Raw genomic sequence first — 21,832 nt, forward strand, 5'->3', positions numbered from 1 at the left:
AGAAGTTTTGACATGACTTCTTGTCAGTTGCCCCGTTGTCCGCGCATGATGTGCGCCATGGATCGATATCTCGACGCGACACCGTCGCGCGCCAGCCGGGCCGTGGCCGCGGTCATGCTGCTGACAGTGCGCCGATTGGGCTCGCTGCTTCCCGCGACTCGGGCAGGCACCCGCATCGGACGATCGGCGATGCACGGGCTGCGCCTGGTTATGCCGTCGTGGACAGTGGCACGCTTTCCCGTGCACGAACGGGCAGACGCCGATGTCTCGGTGCGCGGCGAGTGGGTGAACGCACTACCCGAACCGAAGGAACCGATCGTCTACTACCTGCACGGCAGTGCGTACTTCTCGTGTTCGCCGGGCACCCACCGCGGTCTGATCTCGCGGGTGGGTCGCGCCTGCGGACGCCCCGTCTTCGCCCTGCGATACCGGCTCGCACCCGAACACCCCTTCCCCGCAGCGCATCAGGACGCGGTGCGCGGCTACCTCTGGCTGCTCGCCCGCGGACATCGACCCGCCGATATCGTCGTCGCGGGAGATTCCGCGGGCGGGCACCTGGCGCTGGCCCTCGTCGGCGAGCTCGCCCGCCGGGGACTTCCACAACCGTCGGGGCTGGTGCTGTTCTCGCCGTTGGCCGACCTCACCATGGGACTGGCCGCCACGAAGGAACCGGCCCTGCGTGACCCGTACGCCTCGGCCACCACCGCCCACCGGCTGATCGGCATGTACCTCGCCGGAGCCGACCTCGCCGATCCCCGCCTGGACGTCGCGGCCGGGATCGTCCCCGGATTTCCGCCGATGCTCATCCAAGTCGGCGGCCTCGAGATCCTGCAGGCCGACGCCGAACACCTCGCGGCGACCGCCCGCCGCATCGGTGTGCACTGCGACCTGCGGGTCTGGGCCGGCCAAGTGCACGTCTTCCAGGCGGGATACCTGGCCGTCCCGGAAGCTGTCGCCGCCTTGGCGCAGGTGCGCACGTTCGTCACCGCTCTCGATCGCGCCGACGGCCCGCCGCATCGGACGCTCGCGTGATCTCCGACGCCGGGCCCGGCATCACCCGAGAGTGTTCACCTGCACGGAAGCGGCCGGGGCACTGTGCATGCCCGCCCGCCGCCCGGAGAAGACGCAGTCGGCCAGCGACAGTCCACTGACGTAGGAGTTCGAGCAGATGCCGACTGCCGCGCGCCCCGCGGCGAAGAGTCCCGGAACGACTCCCCCGGTCTCGAGGCGCACAGCGCCGGTGTCCTCGTCCACCAGCAGACCACCGAGGGTGAGCATCGGCATGGGGTAGGTCAGCCGCGCCTTGAACGAGATGTCGAGCAGGGTGAACGGTCCGGTACGAATCGGACGACGGATGTCGTCGGGCTTGCCCAACGGATCGGGCCGGTCCTGCTCGATAGCCCGGTTGTGCGCGTCGAGGGTTTCACGCAGCGCGGACTGGTCGATCCCGGCACGTGCGGCCACCTCCTCCACGGTGCTGCCGGTGACGCGCCCGATCCGGAGCAAACGCTCGGTCTGCATGCGCTGGAACCACACCGACTGCGTGCCGATCTGCCTGCGAGCCTCGGCCTCGAGGTCGGAGTCGATGAGCAACCAGGCGCGGTGGCCCGGACTGGCGGCGATGGCCGCGCCCAGCGCCGCGCCGTAGCGGGACTCGTCGATCATGCGCCTGCCGAGGGAGTTCACCGCGACAGCGCCGAAGAAGGCGCTGGGCGGGGCGATGAAACGCCACGTCGACAGCGCGTCCATCTTGCCGCTCGCCGCGCCGATGTCGAGCGCCATGGTGATGCCGCTGCCGTCGTCGCCCGCGCTACCCAGCGGCAGTCCTTGCGACCACGGATATTCGGGAGCTTGCCGAGCGACCATCTCGCCATTGGCGATGAACCCACCCGTGGTGAGCACGACGCCGGATCTCGCCTGGATCCTGACCGGCCGTCCGTACTTGCGCTCGATCCGGGCCAGCAGCACTTCCACCGCCCGGCGCAAACCCTGGTGGTACACACCGGGTTTCGCCGAGATGCGGGCGAGCGCGGCGAATCGGCGCCGTACCGCCGCGGGCGCACCGTCGATGGTGACCGCCTCGACGCCGGTCACCCGACCCTCCTCGACGACGAGCCGTGCCACCCTGGTGCCGGTCCGGACACGGACGTCATGCGCGGCCGCCGACTCGGCCAACGGCCCGAACAGCGCTTTGCCCGACACACCGGGGCCGTGGACGCGGTGACCGCGCTGGCGCGGCTTCGCGAGATCCCGGTAGCGGCCGGAGTTTTCGCTGCCCGAGTAGTACAGGTAGTAGTCATCGGTGGGGTACGACGTCTTGTACGGGCACACCGACGCCTGGAAGGGCACGCCGTGCTCGGTCAGCCAGTCGATCATCGCCGCGGACTGTTCGCAGAATCGGCGCAGCGTCGAGGCGCTCACCGCGTCGCCGACCTCGGCCTCCAGGTACGCGAGCATGTTGTCGACGTCGTCATCGATGCCCGCTTCGCGCTGCACCCACGTGCCGCCGCCCGCGTACACGATGCCACCCGACAGCGTCGTGGCGCCGCCACCCAGGTACCGGTCCAGGGCCAGGACCTCGGCGCCGGATTCCCGCGCGGCCAGCGCCGCGACCACTCCCGCACCGCCGTATCCGACGACCACGACATCGGCTGCATCGTCCCAGGCCCGCACTTGTCTCACCTTCCGAGCAGAGGCCGACCGCATCGCCGCCGCCTATAACGTGTTCTAGAAGACGAACTATAACGTGTTCTAGATTGCGGCGCGGCGAGTCACCGATCCGAGCCCCGCTACATCAGTCCACGGCCGGTGGTGAGGGGAAGATCGGTGGCGGTCAGCAGGCCGGGGCGGGCTTCGACCACGGCGGCGACGGCGCTGACCAGGCGGGCGGCGGTACCGACCACTCCGGCGAGCGCGTGGTCGCCGTTGCTGGAGAGCTGTAGGTCCAGCTGATAATCCGGTTCGCCCTGGATCTCGACCCGGTAGCAACCCGTTCCAGTGGGCTGTGGCCAATCCGGAGCCAGGTCGGGGTGCAGGCGGGTGACGTGCTCGAGAGTCAGGACCTCGCGATCGGCACGGATGCCGTGCACCTGGAAGCGCAGCGCCGCCGCGGCGCCCTGCGCGATGGTGCGGTTGCCCACGGCGAGTTCTTCGGTGGCCGGTAGCCGTTCGAAATGTTGTGTCACGGAGTCGAGTTCGATATCGAGAGCAGCGGCGAGCTGTCGGACGACACTGCCCCAGGCAAGGGTCAGGACGCCGGGTTGCAGCAGCATGGGCAGGGCGTCGAGCTCGCTGCCGAAACCCATGATGTCGAAGACGACCTTGGGATTGTCGTAGGTGGAGTAGTCCATGATCTCCGAGCAGATGATGCGGTCGATCCGCTCAGAGCCGCTGGAGAGCAGCAGCGGAAGCCAGTCGTTGGCCCAGCCGGGATCGATGCCGTTGACCCACAGGGACGCGCCGCCCTCCTCGGCGGCCGCGATGATCGGGGCGATCGCCTCGTCAGGGAGGGTTCCGTACGGGTACTGCAGGAAGACTGGGCTGCTGGAGACCACGTTGATCCCGGCGCGCAGGAACCGTTTCAGATCCTCGACCGATTCCATCAGCCGGTCGTCGGCCATGGCGGTGTGCACGATGCAGTCGGGTTTCATGGCCACCAGGGCATCGGCATCGGTGGTGGCGGTGATGCCGGTTTCGACAGACAGCCCGGCGAGTTCGCCCGCGTCCTTACCCGCTTTGGCGGAGCTCGACACCCAGACGCCGACGAGTTCCAGTTCAGGCCGGGCGATGATGGAACGCAATGCTCGCGCACCGACATTTCCGGTGCTCCATTGGATGACGCGGTAGGTCATGTCAGATCCTTTGTGTGGGCGTGGATCACAGGTCGGGCAGGCCGAGTTCGAAATTGGGGCTTTCGATGCCGCCGTCGATCTCCAGAATCTTGCCGGTGATGTAGCCGCCGGCGCGTGAACTGAGGTAGACGATGGCAGCCCCGATTTCCCAGGGTTCGCCGAGTCGACCCAGCGGAGTCGCGCCTTCCATGGCCGCCTTGATTTCCGGTTGCCGCGCCACGACATCCAGCGCGGAGGTGAGTACCGAACCGACCGCGATGGCATTGACGCGGATGCGTGGGGACAGGTCCGTGGCGGCCAGCCGGGTCCAATGCGCGAGGGCGGCTTTGGCGGTGCCGTAGGCGAGGAAGCCACGGCCGGCGGTGCGCCCCATCATCGAGGAGATGTTGACGACCGATGCGCCGTCCGACTCCAGCAGGTACGGCACCGCGGCCTGGGTGAGGGCATGCGCGGTGGACACATTGAAGCGGAAAGCCTCCTCCAGAAACTCCGGGGAGGTGGTCATGAAGGTATTGGGCATGGTGCCGCCGACATTGTTGACCACGATGTCGATGCGGCCGAGTTCGGCGGCGGCGGTGTCGGCGAAGGCTTTCACCGCGGCCAGGTCGGACAGGTCCGCCGACACGGTGACGGCACGGCGGCCCAGGGCGCGGATCTTCCCGGCGACCTCGTCGAGTTGCTCGGTGGTGCGGGCGGCGATGGCGACGTCGGCGCCGGCTTCGGCCAGCGCGAGCGCGGTGGCCGCGCCGATTCCGCGGCCCGCTCCGGTGACGATGGCAACGCGACCGTCGAGCCGGAAGGTATCCAGGATCATGTCGAAAAGCTCCTCTCCGATATGGCCGCGTGTGGTCGCGGTCACAGGAATCTTTAAGAACTGGCGCTTAATTGTCAAGTACAAGTTCTCATACCTGCTGGTGAGCGACTATTGTGCGGACTGTGGCAGGGACAGCAGCGCGGGAACGCATCATCGTCGCGGCGGAGCGTCTGATCGCGGAACACGGACGGTCGGTACCGCTGCGCGATATCGCCGCTGCCGCAGGTCAGCGGAACAATTCAGCGATCCAGTATCACTTCGGCTCCCGCGACGGGCTGATCGAAGCGGTGGTCGAGTTCCGGCTGGCGACGCTGGAGGTGCGGCGGCTGGAATTACTCGCCGAACAAGCGGGGTCGGGTCGCCCGCCAGGGTTGCACGGGCTGCTCGAAGCCCTTGTGGTGCCGATGTTCGAGCTCGGTGAGCGGCACGGGATTCGGCATTACGCGCGATTCCTCGAGCAGATCCACCCACATCCGGCCGTCTCCGATGCGACCAATCTCGATAGTGCGGAACGCACTTCGGTGCGCGTCATCATGCAGGGCCTCGACCGGGAACTCGCCACCTTGCCACCGCGGTTGCGGGTGCGGCGGTTGCGGGCGCTGACCACCATGCTTTTCGCGCTCCTGGCCGATCACGAACGCGCGGCGGAGGTCGGGGATGCGCGGGCAGGCGATGCGCGGGCATGGGGCGAGATCATCGACATGCTCGCCGGATCACTCGCCGCTCCCGTCAGCGCGCCCGGTGTGGTGTCGCGTGGAAGAAGCGGCGTCGAATCATGGCAGAGGACCTGACCGTCACTCGGGCGCTGGTGATCCCCGCGTCCGAGTTACGGGAGCGGTTCTCACGGTCGTCTGGTCCAGGAGGCCAGCACGTCAACACCACCGACAGCCGAGTAGAGCTGTCGTTCGACCTCGCGAACTCGCCCTCGGTGCCGGAGTGGCTGCGCACCCGGATGCTCGAGCGCCTGGCCACCCGCCTGGTCAACGGGGTTCTCACGATCGCCGCGTCGGAACAACGCGCACAGCTGCAGAACCGCGCCGCCGCCCGCGAACGCCTGGCCTCGTTACTGCGTGACGCCGCAGCCGCCCCGCCACCCGTTCGCCGCGCTACCAAGCCCTCGCGCGGCGCGAAGGAGCGTCGCATCTCCGCGAAGAAGCGGCGCGGCGTCACCAAACGCAACCGCCGCGCCTCCCCTGACGACTGACCGACGACCAGGGCGTCGCCGGCAAGACAGGCCGCCCCGCTGAACAACCTTCAGTTAAGCTGAAGGTTATGGAGCGTCTGCCACTGTCTCGCCTCGATGCCGCGCCGGGCACCTTCCCTCTCGTACACGGAGCGAGGTGCTGCGCGTGAGCTTCCGTCATTACCTACGCCGACCCCCGGCGATCAGCGCCGCCGAGGCGGTGCGCCTTGTCGCGGAGGGCGCGGTCATCGTGGACGTCCGCCGTGACTTCGAGTGGAATCGAGTGCACATCCCCGGTGCCGTGCACATGCCGCTCGAGGTGCTCCCCACGCTGTGTAGGGACCTCCCCGAGGACCGTCTGCTCATCACCTTCTGCACCGGCGGCCTTCGCTCCGCGGGCGCGGCGAACCTCTTGGTCGAGAACGGCTTCGAAGCGGTCAACATGAGCCGTGGCCTGATCGACTGGCGCGCTGCCGGTGGACCGCTCACTTCATGAGAAGGGTGGGGTGAGCGGAGTGGCCACCGCAACACCTGATCGAGGGCGAATCCACCGAGCAGAAACGGTGCGCGAGAATATCTGGGTGAGCGCACGCGACAATCTCGACCACGCTCTCGACCTGCGGGTATTGCCGGCGGTCGAGTGGCGGGACGCCGCGCGCGCACACCGTCATCGGCTCGATCGGTTAGTCGGTCCCTATCTCGAACGCCGTGCGGCAGGAACCACCCATCCGGTCGTGGACTTTCTCTTCACGTACTACGGCAACAAGCCTGCGCAGTTGCGGCGGTGGCATCCGGGGTTCGGGATCGCGCTGCGTGATGCGGGCGATTACCGGGGTGCGCGGGGATACCACGAGCTTGTGCACGATAGGGGTGTGTTCACGGCCGATCCGGCCTATCTCGCCAAGCGTCGGGACACGATCGAGTTCGTTTCGAGGCTGCTCACCGCCACTGCTCGGCGCCCGGCGCAATTGTCGTGCTTCGGACTGCACGAGTGGGCCATGGTCTATCGCACCGACGAGGTGCGCCACCAGCAGGTTCCGCTGCGTCTGGGCCACGCGGGCACCGACGAGGTGGTGGAGTCGATGTCGTTGCGGTGCACACATTTCGACGCGTTCAGGTTCTTCACCCCGGAGGCGGTGGGTCGCAATGTCGAACCGCTCACCCGCGCGGATCAGGTGGAACGGGAACAGCCCGGCTGCCTGCACGCCAACATGGATTTGTACAAGTGGGGATTCAAACTCGCCCCACTGATCTCCTCCGATCTGCTCCTCGACTGCTTCGAACTCGCCTGCACCGCACGCGAACTCGACATGCGAGCCAGTCCCTACGACCTTTCCGATTTCGGCTACGAGCCGGTCCGCATCGAAACCCCCAACGGCCGAGCCGAATACGTTCGCGCCCAGGCCGCGATCGCCGAATCCGCTGACGCGCTGCGCGGCCGCATGCGACTGGCCTGCGCCGAGTTGTCCTCGGCGCAGGCCAGATCAGACGCTACGGCCTAGCCTCGATCGTCGGAGACGATGCGACGCTCGTTCTTGTCGAGGGCCGAAGGCTCGTCCACCGCCGGTTCGGTGACCAGCGCGAAATCGCCTTCGTGCAGTTCGGTGCCCTGGTCGACGGCGCCCTCGACCAGTTCGATGCCACGGTCCATCCGCAGAATCAGCGGGTCATCGCTCAGGTCCTTGTACAGCGACACGCACATCGCCACCATCACCACCAGGAACGGCAGTGACACCACCGTGGTCAAGGCTTGCAGGCCCGTGAGCGCTCCGCCGAGATTGTCGGAATCGGCGATGGCCAGCATGATCGCGGCGACAGCGCCGGTAGCCGCACCCCAGAAGATGACGACCCACTTCGACGGTTCGATACTGCCGCGTTCGGACAGGGTGCCCATCACGATGGAGGCCGCGTCGGCGCCGGAGACGAAGAAGATCGCGACGAGGATCATCACGACGACCGTGGTCACCGAGGTGATCGGGTATTGGTCGAGCAGGTGGAACAGGGCGAAGTCGGAGTCGACCGAGCCGTCGGGTTCGGTGAGGTCACCGTTCTCCGTCTGCTCGAAGATGCCCGCTCCGCCGAAGATCGCGAACCACACCAGACTGACCACGCTCGGCACCAGCAGCACGCCGGTGACGAACTGACGGATGGTGCGGCCGCGGCTGATCCGCGCGATGAACATGCCGACGAACGGCGTCCACGAGATCCACCAGGCCCAGTAGAAGATCGTCCAACTCGACAGCCACGCCTGCATCGCCTCGTCGCCCGCACCGGTACGCGAAGCCATGGTCGGCAGGGCCTCGATGTAGTCACCGATCGAGGTCGGCAGCATATTGAGGATGAACAGCGTCGGGCCTGCGATGAACACGAACGCCGCGATAGCCAGGGCCAGCACCATATTGATGTTGGACAGCCACTGGATGCCGCGTGCCACCCCGGAGACCGCCGACAGGACGAAGGCGACGGTCAGGGCCGAGATGATCGCCACCAGACCGAGCTTGCCGATCCCGTCGATCCATCCGTTGAACTCCATGCCCGCGCCGATCTGCAGGGCGCCCAGGCCGAGGGAGGCGGCGGAACCGAACAGTGTCGCGAAGATCGCCATCATGTCGATGACGCGACCACCGATTCCGTCGGCGTGGTGGCCGAGCAGCGGCCGGAACACCGCGGAGATCAACTGCGAGCGGCCTTTTCGGAACGTGCCGTAGGCGATGGCCAGGCCGGTGACGGCGTAGATCGCCCACGGGTGCAGTGTCCAGTGGAACAGTGTGGTGGCCATGGCGATCTCGGCGGCCGCCGGTGAGCCGGGCGCCGCAGTGTGCGGCGGCGGATTCACGAAATGCGACAGCGGTTCCGCCACACCCCAGAACATCAGACCGATACCCATGCCCGCGCTGAACATCATCGCGATCCATGACACGGTGCGGAATTCGGGTTTCTCGTCGTCGGCGCCCAGCGGGATCCGGCCGAAGCGGCTGATTGCCAGCCAGATCACGAAGACGACGAACGCTGTCGCGGTGAGCACGAACAACCAGCCGGTATTGGTGATGACCCACTTCTGCGCGGTGCTCGCCGCGGAGGCGAGGCCCTCGTCGTCGAGGACACCCCAGGCGACGAAGGCGAGTGCGCCGATCGCGGTGGCGCAGAAGATGAGCAGATCCAGCCGGGGCTTGCCCGGCGATCCACCGGCTACCTCTCCGCCGGGCGGCGGTGCGGCGCCGGAACTTCCTACGACATCGTTCGACATGGATCCGAGTCCTCTCCGATCGCGGAAACTCCCCGCCTTTACAGACGTGCTTGTCGTGCAGAGCAACCGTACAGCGTATCGGCGGCGGCCCGAGGGAAGCACGAGCCCCGCCCAAACCCCTGTTCCCCGAAATACCCTTCGGCAACCATTCGTACGGCCTACTATTCGTGATGCGGCACAACTGTCTGAGCCAGTTACGTTGTCCGCATCATTGATTGGGGAGGGCAACGATGCCACCAGGTCCGCACACCGACACACGACCCCACGCCGAACCCGCGTCCGGGCCGAGCGACACCGGGACGGGCCCGCCGCAGTCGATTCACCGGCGACATTCGCTGGTGCGGTACGTGGCAGCGGCCGCGATCACCGCACTCGTGGCGCTCGGACTGCCGTCGGGTGCGTCAGCGGATTTCGGCGCCGACCTGACCGGCACGGTGCAGGAATTCCTCGATGTGGGTCGAACGGCGGTGCCGCGCGCCGACTGTGGGCCCGGTTCGCTGCCGGAAACCGGATTGCAGGGCGATGTGCCCGCCGGTGACCGAGACAGTGGGCGCAGCACGCAGGGCTATCGCTGCAATATGTCGATGATCGGGGGCTACGCCGGCCGCGGAGCGGGCATCACCTCCACCAGTTTCGAACACTGCGCCTACATGGGCACGTTCTTCCCCGGCAACATGCTGAGCGAACACCCGGGCGTTCAGGTGCTCGATGTCTCCGATCCGGCGAATCCGCGACTGACCGCGACCCTCGCCGAACCCGCGATGCTGGCCGGGACCTGGGAGACGTTGAAGGTCAACACCACTCGAAAACTGCTCGTCGGGACGGGTGTGCCGGTCGGCATCGGGGCCGGATACCTCTCGGTGTACGACATCTCCGATTGCGCGCATCCACGTCTGCTCAATCCGGGAACCGGCTCGAATCTGCTGATGCCGCTGCCGATCACGACCCACGAGGGCGGCTTCTCCCCCGATGGCCGCACGTATTGGGCCTCGGGCCTGGTGCCCGGTTTCCTCAGTGCGATCGATCTCACCGATCCGGCGAATCCGCGGGTGATCTGGCAGGGACTGACCGGAATCGAGGCACACGGACTCGGTGTGAGTCCCGACGGCGACCGGCTCTACATCTCCGCGCTCAGTGGATTCACCGTGCTCGATGTGAGCGCGGTCCAGCGACGCGATCCGAATCCGCAGGTGCCGCATCTCGGCCGGACGTTCTGGACCGACGGCTGGGCCACCCAGCACAGCGTGCCCGTGACCTATGACGGCGTGCCCCATCTGTTCACCGTCGACGAGGGCGGTTCCGGCGGAGTGAAACTCATCGACGTGTCCGACGACAGCGCGCCGCGCATCACCGCGAAGATCAAACTCGAGATCAACCTGCCCGACAATATCGACGCGGGTGTCGGTTCCTCCATGGGTGGTTCGGCGTTCTCCTACGAATCGCACTACTGCGCCGCCGACCGTCCCGAGAACCCGACCGCGCTGGCCTGCGGCTGGGTCTCCTCCGGTATCCGGGTGTTCGATGTCCGCGATCCCGGCGAGATCCGCGAGATCGCCTACTTCAATCCGCCTGCCCGCACCGGCCGTAACCTCGAGATCTGGAACTCGCCCCACGCGCTGGCCTCGATCATCGGAATTCCGGTGATGAGTGCTCCGGCTGCGCTGCGGTCGATGGCCGAGGGTCTGTTCGATCCGGCGCAGGTGCTCACCGCTCGGGCCGGCGACATCGCGTTCGGTGACCTGTCCACGGACTGGTGTCTCTCCCCGCCGGAGTGGCGGGGCGATCAGCTCTATGTCACCTGCTCCGACAACGGGTTCATGGTGTTGCAGCTCGACAACGAGGTGTACACACCGCCCGCGAATCAGCAGTCCACGGTCGGGTCGTGACCGTGGGTCGGGTGATCAGGCTGGCGTTCGCCGGTGCGGCCGCGCTGTTCCTGCTGGCACTGGGCGCGGCACTGCGACCGCTCTTCGTCACCGAGACAGCAACGCCCGCACCGGTTCTCACCGCGACAGAGCTGGGATTCGTCCAGGACATGACCGCCCACCACCAGCAGGCGCTCATCCTCACCGAACGCCTCGACCCGGCCGCCGATCCCACTGTACGCAGACTGGCCGACCAGATCGCCGACACCCAGCGCGTGGAAATCGGCACCCTGCTCGGCTGGACCCAACTCGTCGGCGCGGCCCCCACCGCCGACGTCCCGATGACCTGGATGGCGCGAACCCACCACCACTCGACCACCGGGCCGACCACGATGCCCGGCATGGCGACCACCGCCGACCTCGACATCCTCGCCGCGGCGCGCGCGGCCGACGCCGAAACCCTCTTCCTGCAACTGATGTACCGCCACCACGCGGGCGGAATCACGATGGCCCGCGCCGCCGACACCCTGCTCGCCTCGGGCCCCGTGAAACAGGCCGCTCGCGCGATGGCCCAGTCCCAGAGCCAGGAACTGGGTTACCTCGGCATGCTCCTCGACCTCCGAGGCGCCCGACCCACCTCCTGATCGAGATCACCGAGCGCGAACGAACGGCGCGTTCACCCGGCGCGGTCGGCGAAATGGGCGTTGAGAGCCGATTGGGTGAGTTGGGTGTCGCCGTAGGTGAAAGTGCCGTGTTCGGCGAGCTCGGTCGCCGCGTCGAGGAGGTGGCGGTAGAGCAGGCGGGCGATGCTGCCGCCAACCGTGACCCGGCGGACGCCGAGGTCGGCGAGCTCGGCCATCGACAGCGCACCACCGGTCAGTCCCATCACGACATTGAGTGGGCCGTCGAGCGCTTCGACCAGGGTGGCGATAGTGGCGGCGTCGGCGGCCCCGGGGACGAAGGCGCAGTCGGCACCCGCGGCGAGGTAGGAGTTGGCGCGGCGAATCGCCTCGTCGAGACCCGCGTCCACGAGCAGCGCGTCGGTGCGACCGACGAGTACGAACGGCTCGCCGCTGGCAGCCACCGCCGCGCGCGCCGCGCGGACCCGGTCCACCGCGTGTACCTCGTCGAACAGCGGGGTGGTGCGGTCGCCGGTGAAGTCCTCGATATTGCCGCCCGCCGCACCGGCGTCGATCGCGAGGGAGATCGTGGTCGCCACTTCCTGCGCGTCCGGCCCGTACCCCTCCTCGAGGTCGGCGCTGACCGGCACCCGCACGGCACCGGTGATCTCGTGGATCCGCCGCATCATCGTCGGCCGATCAACGCGCCCGTGCGCACCGTGCTCGGTGAAGAAGTCGTGATCAGGACGGCCGAAGGAGAACGCGACGCCCGCGCTGGTGGTGGCGATCGCCGGGAATCCCACCGACTCGAGCATCCGCGCGCTGCCCGCGTCCCAGGCATTCGGCAACAAGAAGCAACCCGCGCGATGTAGATCGACAAAAGCCTGCGCGCGTGTCCGCTGTTCGCTGTCCACGAGAACTCCTGGTGCGAGTCGGGATGTCCGTACCGGGTCCATTCTGCCCCGAGGCGCACCCGGCGCACCCGGCTAGCGGTCGCCCAGGCGGCGAACCGCGTCGTCCATGTGTTCCACGAGAAGGGCGCGCGCACGCTCGGGTGAACCGGTGCCGATCGCCTCGTGGAGTTCGACGTGTTCGCGGGCTTGTTCGCGCAGGTCGGGGTAGGTGGTCTGGAGGGCGCCGAGGCACATGCGAGTTTCGATGAGCAGGGTGCGGGCGGCGCGGACGAGGCGTGGGCTGTTCGCGGCGGTGACGAGGGCTTCGTGGAAGGCCTGGTCGGCGTCGGAGACACCGGGTGCGTCACCCACTTCGGCGGCGAGTCGCATGGCGGCGACGCTGGATTGCAGTGCGGCATAGGCGATCTCGCGGCGACCGTCGAGGATGAGGTCGAGCGCGCCGCCTTCCAGCGCGGTGCGGGCGCGGTAGATGTCGACGACGTCGTCGGTGGTGAGTTCGATGACGAAGATGCCGCGGTTGCGGATGCTGAACAGCAGGCCCTCCTGGACGAGGCGTTGCATGGCCTCGCGCACGGGTCCGCGGGAGACGCCGAAACTGGTCGCCAGATCAGCCTCACCGAGTTGGGCGCCGGGGCCGAGCGCACCGCGCATGATCGCCTCGCGCAGCCGGTCGGCGATCATCTCCGCGGTGGACTGCTGGTTGACCGGCTCGAAATCAATGATCGACATGCCGACTCCCCTCCGCGAATAACGCGCCGAGCGCGGGGACGAACGGGGTGACCCCGGCCAGTCGCAGCCCTTCCCAGATGGTGACCTGGTTCGCCGTCAGCACCGGCTTGCCGAGCGCGGCTTCGAGTGTCGGAAGCACCTCGAGAGTATGCATGGCCGTATCCGGGATGAGCAGCGCCTGGGCGTCGGGGTGGTCGTTGGTGACGGCCAGGGTCAGGACCTGGTCCGGCGTGAGGGTGCCGACCTCCGCGGCGGTGTCGATGCCCGCGCTCGACATCGACACCACCTCGATCCCCGCGTCGGCGAGGAACTCGACGAACAACTTCGCCACGTCCTCGGGGTAACTCGCGACGACGGCCACCCGTCGCACACCGAGCGCCCGCGCCGCTTCGACGAACGCGAAACTCGTACTGGAGGCGGGCACTCCGGCCGCCTCGGCCAGGCGCTCGACCTGACCGCGGGCACCTTCGGGCCCGTAGACGAAACTGCCCGAGGTGCAAGCCCAGACGACGACGGCCGGTGCCTCGGGGGCGAGCAGCGCCGCACCGTGGCTCAGCTTCTCCGGGCTGCCCAGATCGAGCAGTTCGGGGACGGCGTGCAGATCGGTGCCGTAGATGTGGGCCACCGGCAAGGCGGCGTCGAGCAGGGCCGCCGCGCGGGGGTAGTCGTCTTCGGCGGCGTGGTCGGGGTAGATGAATCCGATTGTCGGCGTGTGCATCTCGCTCCGTTCAGAAGACATTGACCAGCCACTTTCCTGGCCCCATCATGGGCAGCTTCATCCGGCCGAGGCAGGCCCACATGGTCAGTTGATTGGCGGTGAGGACGGGTTTGCCGAGTGCCTGTTCGAGTGGCTCGATCACGTCGTAGGTCGGCAGGTTGGTGCAGCTGACGAAGATCGCTTCGGAGCGGGGGTCGTCGGCGCCGAGAATCCGCTCGGCGATGGTGCGGTAGTTGACCTTCCAGATACCGCCGCCGAGCCCGAGGTGATCGGACTTGATCGTGGTGCAACCCGCTTCGTCGAGGAACTCGTGCAATTTGCCGGTGAGGATCTCGTCGTAGGGCGTGATCACCGACATGCGGGTGATGTTGAGGTGCTTGATCGCTTCCACCAGGGCGCCGGAGGTGGTCACCGCGTCGGGTGCGCCCGCCAGGCAGATCGCTTCCCGCAGAGACCGTTCGTAGGCCAGGCCGTTGATGAAGCTGCCCGACGTACACAGGTAGGCCACGACTTCCGGCTCCACGTGCAGCACGTCGTGCGTCGCCGCGGTGAGGTGCAGCGGATTGGACACCAGTTCGGCCATGGCCAGCGACACCGGCACCGGTTCATAGGGGGTGCGGGCCAGGTGCAGACTCACCTCCAGGGGAGCCCACCGCCATAATTCCCGTTCGAGGGCAAGGTCGAACGGCGCGATCACGCCGATGCCTCGTTGGGCAACCGGCCCCTCGATGTCCGGGAAGCTGAACTCCACTGCGGCCCCTCTCGCGCTCAGCCGGGCAGACCTCCGAACACGATCGGATTGTTGACAATCATACGATCTGATCGTACGGTGTCAATGTGGAAAACGGGCCGATTGTCACCGTCCTACATCGTGACAGCGTGCCCGAATCGGACCTCATGGCCCCCGTTGCCGAGCGCGCCGACGTGCGCTACACCGAGGCCGACGGGCTCGCCGAAGCGCTGCGCGGCGCCGATGTGCTGTTCGTCTACGACTTCCAGACTCGCGCCGTACCCGGTGCGTGGCCCAGCGCCGATCGCCTGCGCTGGCTGCACATGGGCGGCGTCGGCGTAGACCCGGTGATGTTTCCGCAACTGCGCGCCTCCGATGTGGTGGTCACCAATACCCGCAATGTCTTCGACACCGCGATCGCCGAATACGTTCTCGGACAGATCATCTCGTTCGCCAAGGACCTCCCCGGATCGATCCGGCTGCAGCAGCGGCACGAGTGGCGCCACCGGGAATCCGAACGCGTGGCCGGGGCGACGGCGCTGATCGTCGGCACCGGTTCGATCGGCCGGACCATCGCGCGATTGTTGCGCGCCACCGGGATGACGGTGCGCGCGGTAGGACGTCGCGCCCGCACCGGCGACCCGGATTTCGGCACTGTCAGCGACGATCTGCATGCCGAACTGCCCGGTGCCGACTACGTGATCGCGATCGCGCCACTCACCGCCGAGACCAGACACATGTTCGACGCCGCCGCGTTCGCGGCGATGAAGCCGCATGCGAGGTTTGTCAATGTCGGGCGCGGGGAACTAGTGGTTACCGACGATCTCGTCGCCGCGCTCGGCAACGGTTCGATCGCCGCGGCCGCACTGGACGTGGTGGACCCGGAGCCGCTGCCCGCCGGTCATCCGCTGTGGGATCTGCCGAACGTGGTGCTCACGCCACACAATTCGGGCGATTTCCACGGCTGGCGCACCGAGATCGTCCGCGCATTCACCGACAATTTCGGCAGGTGGGCAGCCGGTCTGCCGCTGGACAACGTTGTCGACAAGACGCTCGGGTACGTGCCCGGCTGAAGGAGCCCCGCCATGACGCAGCCCGACCCCGATCTTCCCACCGATCCCACCGCGATGACCGCGGTGCAGCTGGTCTCGGCCTACGCGGCCAGGCAGCTCTCCCCCGTCGAGGCCACGCAAGCCTGCCTGGACGCCATCGCCGCCCGCGACGGCGCGCTCAACGCCTTCTGCCTGGTCGATCCGGATCGGGCGTTGGTACAGGCCAAGGACTCCGAGGCGCGCTGGCAGTCCGGCAATCCGCGCGGGTTACTCGACGGCGTGCCGATATCCATCAAGGACATCTTTCTGACCGAGGGCTGGCCGACCCTGCGCGGTTCCACCTGTATCGACGCGAGCGGGCCATGGTCGGTGGACAGTCCGGTCGCCGCGCGGCTGCGCGAGGACGGGATGGTGTTCGTCGGGAAGACGACCACGCCGGAGATCGCTTGGAAGGGTGTCACCGACAGTCCGCTGACCGGAATCACCCGCAATCCCGCCGATCCCACGACGACCGCGGGCGGGTCATCCGGGGGCAGCGCGGCAGCGGTCGCGGGCGGGATGACGCCGGTGTCGGTCGGCACCGACGGGGGTGGCAGCATCCGGATTCCGGCGTCGTTCTGCGGGATCGTCGGTTTCAAACCGACGCACGGGCGGATTCCGCTCTACCCGGCCAGCCCGTTCGGCCCTCTCGCGCACGCCGGACCGATGACGCACACCGTCGAGGACGCGGCGTTGCTGATGGACATCCTCTCGCTGCCCGATCCGCGGGACCCGACGGCGCTGGCGCCCACCCTCACGACCTTCCGCAGTCAGATGCAGCGGGATGTGCGTGGGCTGTCGGTCGGCTACTCCGCCACGCTCGGGTACGCCCAGGTCGACCCCGAGGTCGCCGAGATCGTCGAGCGCGCGGTCGCGCGGCTGGCCGAGGCCGATCTGACCATCGACGCGGTCGATCCCGGATTCGCCGACCCGCGTGCGGCTTTCGAAACGCTGTGGGCCGCGGGTGCGGCGACCATGCTGTCGAAGTTCCCGGCCGGCTCCCGCGAGAAGGTGGATGCCGGTTTGGGTGCGGCGTGGGCGCGTGGTGAATCCGTCAGCGCCGTCGACTATCTCGACGCCCGCCACGTCGCCGCCGAGGTCGGCATCACGATGGGCACCTTCCACATGTCCTACGACGTGCTGATCACCCCGACCATGCCGATCACCGCGTTCGAAGCCGGACACGATGTGCCGCCGGGCAGCGGGCTCCACGGCTGGCCCGACTGGACCCCGTTCACCTACCCGTTCAACATGACGCAGCAGCCCGCCATCAGCATTCCGGTCGGCACGACGCGCGCCGGGATGCCGGTGGGCATGCAGATCGTCGGACCACGGCACTCCGACGATTTGATCCTCGCGGTCGCCAGGCACGCCGAGTTCGTGCTGAACTCCTGAATCAGGTAGTCGCCGCGACGCCGCCGGATCGTGCCGACGGCGTCGCGGCGACTATGCCGAATGGTCGTGCCGAGCACGACCCCGGTGTCTGTTCATGCGCGGGCGAAAGCCAACGTCTCGCCCTCGACGCCGCGCAACCACAGGCCGTTGCAGGCTGCCGCCAAGTCCGCGAGGCCGTCCTCGATGGAGGCGAAGACGCTGCCGGGCACCCAGCCGAGGTCGCCGTTGATCAGCAGGTTGTTGCGACCGTAGAACAGCGCCAGGTCGGTGGCGCCCTGAGCATGGTGGGCGGCGGAGCCGGGTTCGTAGCCGTAGGCGGGGTTGCCGATTTCCCACGGTTCGAAGTCGAAGAGGCAGACGTCGCCGGGAATCGGAGTGACAGTGGGGTTCTCGCGATGTGGCGCCGCGGTGATGCGCGGCACCAGCGCATAGACCTCGTTGCGGGCGTACTTGGCGTGGAAGGCGTCGCCCTCCTGGGGCAGCGCATCCCAGACGGCGGCGCACGTGAGCGGGGCTTCGTCGTCGAGGAGGCGAGCGCGGCAGGTGACGCCGGCTTTGGTGAGGGTGATGCTGATGTAGCGGGCCATCGATCCTGCTTCCTGTGCGGTGCGAGCGGAGCTGCGTCGGCGCGTGGTCCCGCTCGATGCCCGAGCGGGACCACGGCGGACTACAGCTCGGCGAGGACCTCCGACCAGATGGCCAGGGCGTCCTCGACTTGGCTGTCGGTGACGATCAGCGGCGGGATCATGCGTACGACATTCATGTGCGCGCCGCAGGTGAGCAGCAGCAGGCCCTTGTCCACGGCCGACTTCTGCGCGGCCGTCGCGGTCGCGGTGTCGGGTTCACCTGTCGCCGTGGTGAATTCGGCGCCGACGAGCAGGCCGAGACCGCGGACATCACCGATCGCCTTGGTGGCGATCCCCCGGACACCGGCGAGCAACTGCGTGCCGCGCATGGCGGCGTTGTCGACCAGCCCCTCGGTCTGGATGACCTCGAGAGTCGCCACGGCGGCGGCACAGGCCACCGCGTTTCCGCCGTATGTTCCGCCCTGGGACCCCGGCCAGGCCTTCGCCATCAATTCCCGCGACGCCGCGATGCCCGACAGCGGGAAGCCGCTGGCCAGACCCTTGGCGATGGTGATCACGTCGGGGCGCACGTCGAAGTGCTGGTGGCCGAAGAACTTTCCGGTCCGGCCGAAGCCGGTTTGGATCTCGTCGAAGACCAGCAGGATCCCGTGCCGGTCGGCGCGCTCGCGCAGGCCCTGGAAGAACCGGGTGTTGCCGGGGATGTAGCCGCCCTCGCCGAGCACCGGTTCGACGATGAACGCGGCGGTTTCCACGGGCGAGGTGAGGGTGGCGAGCAGATAGTCGAGCTCACGCAAGGCGAAGTCGGTGGCTTCCCCCTCGCTCCAGCCGTAGCGGAAAGCGGTCGGGAACGGGGCCACGTGCACACCCGACATCAGCGGGCTGAAGCCCGCCGAGAACCGGGTCCCCGAGGTGGTCATGGTCGCGGCAGCGACGGTACGGCCGTGAAAACCGCCGTGGAAGACGATCACGTTCGGCCGTCCGGTGGCCTGGCGGACCAGGCGCAGCGCCGCCTCGACCGCCTCGCTGCCGGAGTTGGCGAAGAACAGCGTGTCCAGCCCCTCGGGCAGCACGGTGCCGAGACGCTCGGTGAGTTCGAGTAGCGGCCGGTGCAGCACCGTCGTGTACTGCCCGTGGATCAGCTTGGCGACCTGGGCTTGCGCGGCCGCCACCACGGTGGGATGGCAGTGGCCAGTGCTGGTGACGCCGATCCCGGCGGTGAAATCCAGGTAGCGGCGACCGTCGGTGTCGTAGAGGTAGCAGCCTGCGCCGTGATCGACGTGAACGGGCGTGGCCTGCTTCAGGACGGGAGACAGCTCGGTCATCAAGGACTCCCCAGATTGTCTATTGTCGGATTGTTGACAATATGCATAACATGGCGGCAGGGGTCACAGCAATGGTTGATCCACCGCGTCGGGAGGCAGGGCAGGCGAATGAGCGAGGAACGAGGGCTCCTTACACACGAGTCCGGGGGCAGCGCACAGCTGCTCGACAACCTGAGCGCCGCCGAACGCGCCGCGATCGACAGCGTCCCGAAAGGGCTGTTCATCGGTGGCGGATGGCGCGACTCCCCCGACACGCTGCCCGTCCTCGATCCTTCGACCGGCGTGCGGCTGTGCGCGGTGGCCGACGCGACCCCGGCCGACGGACTCGACGCGCTCACCGCAGCGGCCGAGGCGCAGGCGGACTGGGCGAACACCCCGGCACGCACCCGCAGCGACATCCTGATGCGCGCGCACCGCGCACTTCTCGCCGATACCGAACGCCTCGCCCTGATCATGACGCTCGAGATGGGCAAGCCGGTGACAGAGGCGCGCGGCGAAGTCGCCTACGCCGCGGAGTTCTTCCGCTGGTTCGCCGAGGAAGCCGTCCGCCTCGACGGCGGATACATGCCCGCGCCGACGGGGGGCTCACGGTTTCTGGTGACGAAACAGCCGGTGGGGCCGAGCCTGCTCATCACGCCGTGGAACTTCCCGATGGCCATGGGCGCCCGCAAGATCGCGCCCGCCTTGGCCGCCGGATGCACCTGCGTCGTGAAACCGGCCGAACAGACGCCTCTGTCGATGCTGGCGCTCGCGGAGATTCTGTCCGAGTCGGGCGTGCCCGCCGGTGTGGTCAATGTGGTGACCACGGCCGACCCCGGCGCGGTGATGACACCGATCATCGCCGATCCCCGCTCGCGCAAACTCTCCTTCACGGGGTCGACCGCCATCGGGAAACTCCTGCTGGAACAGTGCGCCCGCACCGTCATGCGCACCTCCATGGAACTCGGCGGCAACGCGCCGCTGCTGGTGTTCGACGATGCCGATCTCGACGAAGCGGTCGAGGGCGCGCTGGCCGCCAAGATGCGCAATATCGGCCAGGCATGTACGGCTGCGAACCGCATTCTGGTGCAGCGCGGCATCGCTGACGAGTTCGCCGAACGACTGGCCGCACGGATGGCGGCGTTGCCGATGGGCCGCGGCACCGAGCCGGGCGTTGTCGTGGGGCCGCTCATCGACGCCGACGCCGTCGCCAAGGTCGAGCATCTCGTGGCCGACGCACGCCGACGCGGCGCGAAGGTGCTGCTGGGTGGCACGGCGATCGAAGGATCGGGCACGTTCTACCCGGCGACCGTACTCACCGACGTGCCCGACGACGCGGAGCTGTGCCACACCGAGATCTTCGGTCCGGTCGCCGCGATCGGCGTCTTCGACACCGAGGACGAAGCGATCACCCGTGCCAACGACACCCCCTACGGGCTGGTCGCGTACGTGTTCACCGAGAACCTGCGACGCGGGCTGCGCGTCTGCGAAGCTCTCGAGACGGGGATGGTCGGCCTGAATCAGGGCGTGGTCTCCAATCCGGCCGCACCGTTCGGCGGAGTGAAGGAATCGGGGCTCGGACGCGAGGGCGGGACCACCGGGATCGACGAATTCCTCGAGACCAAATACATCGGCGTCAAGGTTTAGGGAGACAGCGTGCGCACGTACCGGATCGCGACCATTCCGGGTGACGGAATAGGCGTCGACGTGACGATCGAGGCGGTGAAGGTGCTCGACCGGGTCCTGCCGGGGATCAGCTGGACCGAGTTCGACTGGTCCTGTGAGAACTATCTGCGGACCGGGGCGATGATGCCCCCCGATGGGCCCGAGCAGCTCGCGCAGTTCGATGCGATCCTGTTGGGCGCCGTCGGATTCCCCGGGGTGCCCGACCATATCTCGCTGTGGGGCTTGCTGATTCCGCTGCGGCGCGCCTTCGCTCAGTACGTCAACCTGCGGCCGGTGCGGCTGCTGCCCGGCACGGAATCGGCACTGCGCGACCGCACTGCCGAGGACCTCGACATTCTCATCGTGCGCGAGAACTCCGAGGGTGAGTACTCCGAGATCGGCGGCATCCACAACCCGGGCAGGCCGGACGAATTCGTCCTGCAGGAATCGGTGTTCACCCGGACCGGCTGCGAACGGATCATCCGCTACGCCTTCGACCGTGCCGCCGAACGCTCGGGAAAGCTCTGCTCGGCGACGAAGTCGAACGGCCTGATCCACTCGATGCCCTACTGGGACAGCGTTTTCGAGCGCATCGCTGCCGAGTATCCGGCGGTCCAGACGCGGCAGATGCACGTCGACGCCCTCGCCGCCGAAATCGTGCTCCACCCCGACCGCCTCGACGTGATCGTCGGTTCGAACCTGTTCGGCGACATCCTCTCCGACCTCGCCGCGGCCGTCACCGGCGGACTCGGGCTCGCCCCCTCGGGCAATATCAACCCCGCGGCGGACGCACCGTCGATGTTCGAGGCCGTGCACGGCAGCGCGCCCGACATCGCGGGCCTCGGCATCGCCGACCCGGTGGCCCAGATCCTCGCCGGCGCCATGCTGCTGTCGCACCTCGGCGAGCACGCCGCGGCCGCCGCCGTCGACCGGGCGGTCTGCGATGTGCTCGCCGCGGGCACGGTCCGCACACCGGACCTGAGCGGCACCGCGACCACCGCCGAACTGGGTACTGCCATCGCCGACCGTGCCGCCGAACTCGCGAACGCCCTCACCGAGGCGTGACCCGGACACCACCGGCGGCGACGCAGCTGTCCGACACCCGAACACGCGGGTCGCTTC

At 67.9% G+C, this 21,832-nt stretch carries 21 protein-coding genes; 11 read left to right on the forward strand and 10 right to left on the reverse strand.

Annotation, left to right across the window (positions count from 1 at the left end; genetic code table 11):
• The first annotated feature begins 57 nt into the window (after nucleotides 1–57).
• Nucleotides 58–1,032 (forward strand): alpha/beta hydrolase, encoded by a 975-nt coding sequence (locus ASD42_RS03890; RefSeq protein ID WP_084787101.1) that lies wholly within the window; start codon nucleotides 58–60, stop codon nucleotides 1,030–1,032.
• A gap of 21 nt (nucleotides 1,033–1,053) precedes the next feature.
• Here ASD42_RS03890 and ASD42_RS03895 read toward each other — a convergent pair whose 3' ends face one another.
• The 3 genes from ASD42_RS03895 to ASD42_RS03905 form a co-directional block, all read right to left on the reverse strand.
• A complete protein-coding gene (locus ASD42_RS03895; RefSeq protein ID WP_056810229.1) occupies nucleotides 1,054–2,706 on the reverse strand; it encodes an FAD-binding protein in 1,653 nt (550 codons plus the stop codon).
• A gap of 83 nt (nucleotides 2,707–2,789) precedes the next feature.
• Nucleotides 2,790–3,851: an NAD(P)H-dependent amine dehydrogenase family protein gene (locus tag ASD42_RS03900; protein ID WP_056810239.1), complete on the reverse strand. Its 1,062-nt coding sequence runs from the start codon at nucleotides 3,849–3,851 to the stop codon at nucleotides 2,790–2,792.
• Between the two features lie 25 nt (nucleotides 3,852–3,876).
• Entirely contained in the window at nucleotides 3,877–4,665 is a 789-nt protein-coding gene (locus ASD42_RS03905; protein ID WP_056810243.1) for an SDR family oxidoreductase, read from the reverse strand.
• Nucleotides 4,666–4,787: 122 nt separating this feature from the next.
• Between ASD42_RS03905 and ASD42_RS03910 the strand changes: the two genes are divergently transcribed.
• From ASD42_RS03910 to ASD42_RS03925, 4 genes are all read left to right on the forward strand, one after another.
• Nucleotides 4,788–5,456, forward strand: coding sequence for a TetR/AcrR family transcriptional regulator (locus ASD42_RS03910; protein ID WP_056810246.1), 669 nt, complete (start codon nucleotides 4,788–4,790; stop codon nucleotides 5,454–5,456).
• The gene (gene arfB, locus ASD42_RS03915) at nucleotides 5,441–5,869 is read left to right on the forward strand and encodes an alternative ribosome rescue aminoacyl-tRNA hydrolase ArfB (RefSeq protein WP_056810250.1); all 429 of its coding nucleotides are present in this window, start codon (nucleotides 5,441–5,443) and stop codon (nucleotides 5,867–5,869) included. The genes ASD42_RS03910 and arfB overlap by 16 nt, the downstream gene beginning before the upstream one ends.
• 145 nt (nucleotides 5,870–6,014) lie before the next feature.
• Entirely contained in the window at nucleotides 6,015–6,344 is a 330-nt protein-coding gene (locus tag ASD42_RS03920; RefSeq protein WP_056815357.1) for a rhodanese-like domain-containing protein, read from the forward strand.
• 85 nt (nucleotides 6,345–6,429) lie between these two features.
• On the forward strand, nucleotides 6,430–7,350 hold the full coding sequence (locus ASD42_RS03925) for a 3-methyladenine DNA glycosylase (RefSeq protein WP_371852117.1): 921 nt from the start codon (nucleotides 6,430–6,432) through the stop codon (nucleotides 7,348–7,350).
• On the opposite strand, the gene ASD42_RS03930 is transcribed toward ASD42_RS03925, so the two are convergent.
• The gene (locus ASD42_RS03930) at nucleotides 7,347–9,095 is read right to left on the reverse strand and encodes a BCCT family transporter (protein ID WP_082844149.1); all 1,749 of its coding nucleotides are present in this window, start codon (nucleotides 9,093–9,095) and stop codon (nucleotides 7,347–7,349) included. The two genes, ASD42_RS03925 and ASD42_RS03930, sit on opposite strands and share 4 nt — an antisense overlap.
• A 230-nt stretch (nucleotides 9,096–9,325) precedes the next feature.
• On the opposite strand from ASD42_RS03930, the gene ASD42_RS03935 reads away from it, so the two are divergent.
• Both ASD42_RS03935 and ASD42_RS03940 read left to right on the forward strand, forming a co-directional pair.
• Nucleotides 9,326–10,981 (forward strand): LVIVD repeat-containing protein, encoded by a 1,656-nt coding sequence (locus tag ASD42_RS03935; RefSeq protein WP_235569303.1) that lies wholly within the window; start codon nucleotides 9,326–9,328, stop codon nucleotides 10,979–10,981.
• The gene (locus tag ASD42_RS03940) at nucleotides 10,978–11,604 is read left to right on the forward strand and encodes a DUF305 domain-containing protein (RefSeq protein WP_056810255.1); all 627 of its coding nucleotides are present in this window, start codon (nucleotides 10,978–10,980) and stop codon (nucleotides 11,602–11,604) included. Before ASD42_RS03935 ends, ASD42_RS03940 begins: the two co-directional genes overlap by 4 nt.
• Nucleotides 11,605–11,636: 32 nt before the next feature.
• On the opposite strand, the gene ASD42_RS03945 is transcribed toward ASD42_RS03940, so the two are convergent.
• The 4 genes from ASD42_RS03945 to ASD42_RS03960 form a co-directional block, all read right to left on the reverse strand.
• Nucleotides 11,637–12,494, reverse strand: a complete 858-nt coding sequence (locus ASD42_RS03945; RefSeq protein WP_200950373.1) for an isocitrate lyase/PEP mutase family protein — start codon at nucleotides 12,492–12,494, stop codon at nucleotides 11,637–11,639.
• 72 nt (nucleotides 12,495–12,566) lie between these two features.
• Complete coding sequence (locus ASD42_RS03950; RefSeq protein ID WP_056810261.1) at nucleotides 12,567–13,223, reverse strand: GntR family transcriptional regulator; 657 nt, start codon at nucleotides 13,221–13,223, stop codon at nucleotides 12,567–12,569.
• Nucleotides 13,210–13,941, reverse strand: coding sequence for a maleate cis-trans isomerase family protein (locus ASD42_RS03955; protein WP_056810265.1), 732 nt, complete (start codon nucleotides 13,939–13,941; stop codon nucleotides 13,210–13,212). The genes ASD42_RS03950 and ASD42_RS03955 overlap by 14 nt, the downstream gene beginning before the upstream one ends.
• 10 nt (nucleotides 13,942–13,951) lie before the next feature.
• A complete protein-coding gene (locus tag ASD42_RS03960) occupies nucleotides 13,952–14,692 on the reverse strand; it encodes a maleate cis-trans isomerase family protein (RefSeq protein ID WP_056810269.1) in 741 nt (246 codons plus the stop codon).
• An 86-nt stretch (nucleotides 14,693–14,778) separates the two neighbouring features.
• Here ASD42_RS03960 and ASD42_RS03965 point away from each other — a divergent pair, with 86 nt between their 5' ends.
• Nucleotides 14,779–15,744, forward strand: a complete 966-nt coding sequence (locus ASD42_RS03965; protein WP_056810271.1) for a D-2-hydroxyacid dehydrogenase — start codon at nucleotides 14,779–14,781, stop codon at nucleotides 15,742–15,744.
• 12 nt (nucleotides 15,745–15,756) lie between these two features.
• Complete coding sequence (locus tag ASD42_RS03970; protein WP_082844151.1) at nucleotides 15,757–17,157, forward strand: amidase; 1,401 nt, start codon at nucleotides 15,757–15,759, stop codon at nucleotides 17,155–17,157.
• Between the two features lie 92 nt (nucleotides 17,158–17,249).
• Here ASD42_RS03970 and ASD42_RS03975 read toward each other — a convergent pair whose 3' ends face one another.
• Complete coding sequence (locus ASD42_RS03975) at nucleotides 17,250–17,744, reverse strand: DUF3830 family protein (RefSeq protein WP_056810274.1); 495 nt, start codon at nucleotides 17,742–17,744, stop codon at nucleotides 17,250–17,252.
• 80 nt (nucleotides 17,745–17,824) lie between these two features.
• Complete coding sequence (locus ASD42_RS03980; protein WP_056810276.1) at nucleotides 17,825–19,066, reverse strand: aspartate aminotransferase family protein; 1,242 nt, start codon at nucleotides 19,064–19,066, stop codon at nucleotides 17,825–17,827.
• A 108-nt stretch (nucleotides 19,067–19,174) separates the two neighbouring features.
• Between ASD42_RS03980 and ASD42_RS03985 the strand changes: the two genes are divergently transcribed.
• On the forward strand, nucleotides 19,175–20,692 hold the full coding sequence (locus ASD42_RS03985) for an NAD-dependent succinate-semialdehyde dehydrogenase (RefSeq protein WP_200950375.1): 1,518 nt from the start codon (nucleotides 19,175–19,177) through the stop codon (nucleotides 20,690–20,692).
• Between the two features lie 9 nt (nucleotides 20,693–20,701).
• Complete coding sequence (locus ASD42_RS03990) at nucleotides 20,702–21,775, forward strand: tartrate dehydrogenase (protein ID WP_056810279.1); 1,074 nt, start codon at nucleotides 20,702–20,704, stop codon at nucleotides 21,773–21,775.
• The last annotated feature ends 57 nt before the right edge of the window (nucleotides 21,776–21,832 follow it).

The sequence above is a fragment of the Nocardia sp. Root136 genome (genome assembly GCF_001427185.1).
In the GTDB taxonomy this organism is placed as follows: domain Bacteria; phylum Actinomycetota; class Actinomycetes; order Mycobacteriales; family Mycobacteriaceae; genus Nocardia; species Nocardia salmonicida.

Excerpts from the sequence above, each read along its gene's own strand:
- ASD42_RS03890 (WP_084787101.1), top strand. The coding sequence starts at position 58 with ATGGATCGATATCTCGACGCGACACCGTCGCGCGCCAGCCGGGCCGTG.
- ASD42_RS03895 (WP_056810229.1), bottom strand. The coding sequence starts at position 2,706 with ATGCGGTCGGCCTCTGCTCGGAAGGTGAGACAAGTGCGGGCCTGGGAC.
- ASD42_RS03900 (WP_056810239.1), bottom strand. The coding sequence starts at position 3,851 with ATGACCTACCGCGTCATCCAATGGAGCACCGGAAATGTCGGTGCGCGA.
- ASD42_RS03905 (WP_056810243.1), bottom strand. The coding sequence starts at position 4,665 with ATGATCCTGGATACCTTCCGGCTCGACGGTCGCGTTGCCATCGTCACC.
- arfB (WP_056810250.1), top strand. The coding sequence starts at position 5,441 with ATGGCAGAGGACCTGACCGTCACTCGGGCGCTGGTGATCCCCGCGTCC.
- ASD42_RS03930 (WP_082844149.1), bottom strand. The coding sequence starts at position 9,095 with ATGTCGAACGATGTCGTAGGAAGTTCCGGCGCCGCACCGCCGCCCGGC.
- ASD42_RS03935 (WP_235569303.1), top strand. The coding sequence starts at position 9,326 with ATGCCACCAGGTCCGCACACCGACACACGACCCCACGCCGAACCCGCG.
- ASD42_RS03950 (WP_056810261.1), bottom strand. The coding sequence starts at position 13,223 with ATGTCGATCATTGATTTCGAGCCGGTCAACCAGCAGTCCACCGCGGAG.
- ASD42_RS03955 (WP_056810265.1), bottom strand. The coding sequence starts at position 13,941 with ATGCACACGCCGACAATCGGATTCATCTACCCCGACCACGCCGCCGAA.
- ASD42_RS03970 (WP_082844151.1), top strand. The coding sequence starts at position 15,757 with ATGACGCAGCCCGACCCCGATCTTCCCACCGATCCCACCGCGATGACC.
- ASD42_RS03975 (WP_056810274.1), bottom strand. The coding sequence starts at position 17,744 with ATGGCCCGCTACATCAGCATCACCCTCACCAAAGCCGGCGTCACCTGC.
- ASD42_RS03980 (WP_056810276.1), bottom strand. The coding sequence starts at position 19,066 with ATGACCGAGCTGTCTCCCGTCCTGAAGCAGGCCACGCCCGTTCACGTC.
- ASD42_RS03985 (WP_200950375.1), top strand. The coding sequence starts at position 19,175 with ATGAGCGAGGAACGAGGGCTCCTTACACACGAGTCCGGGGGCAGCGCA.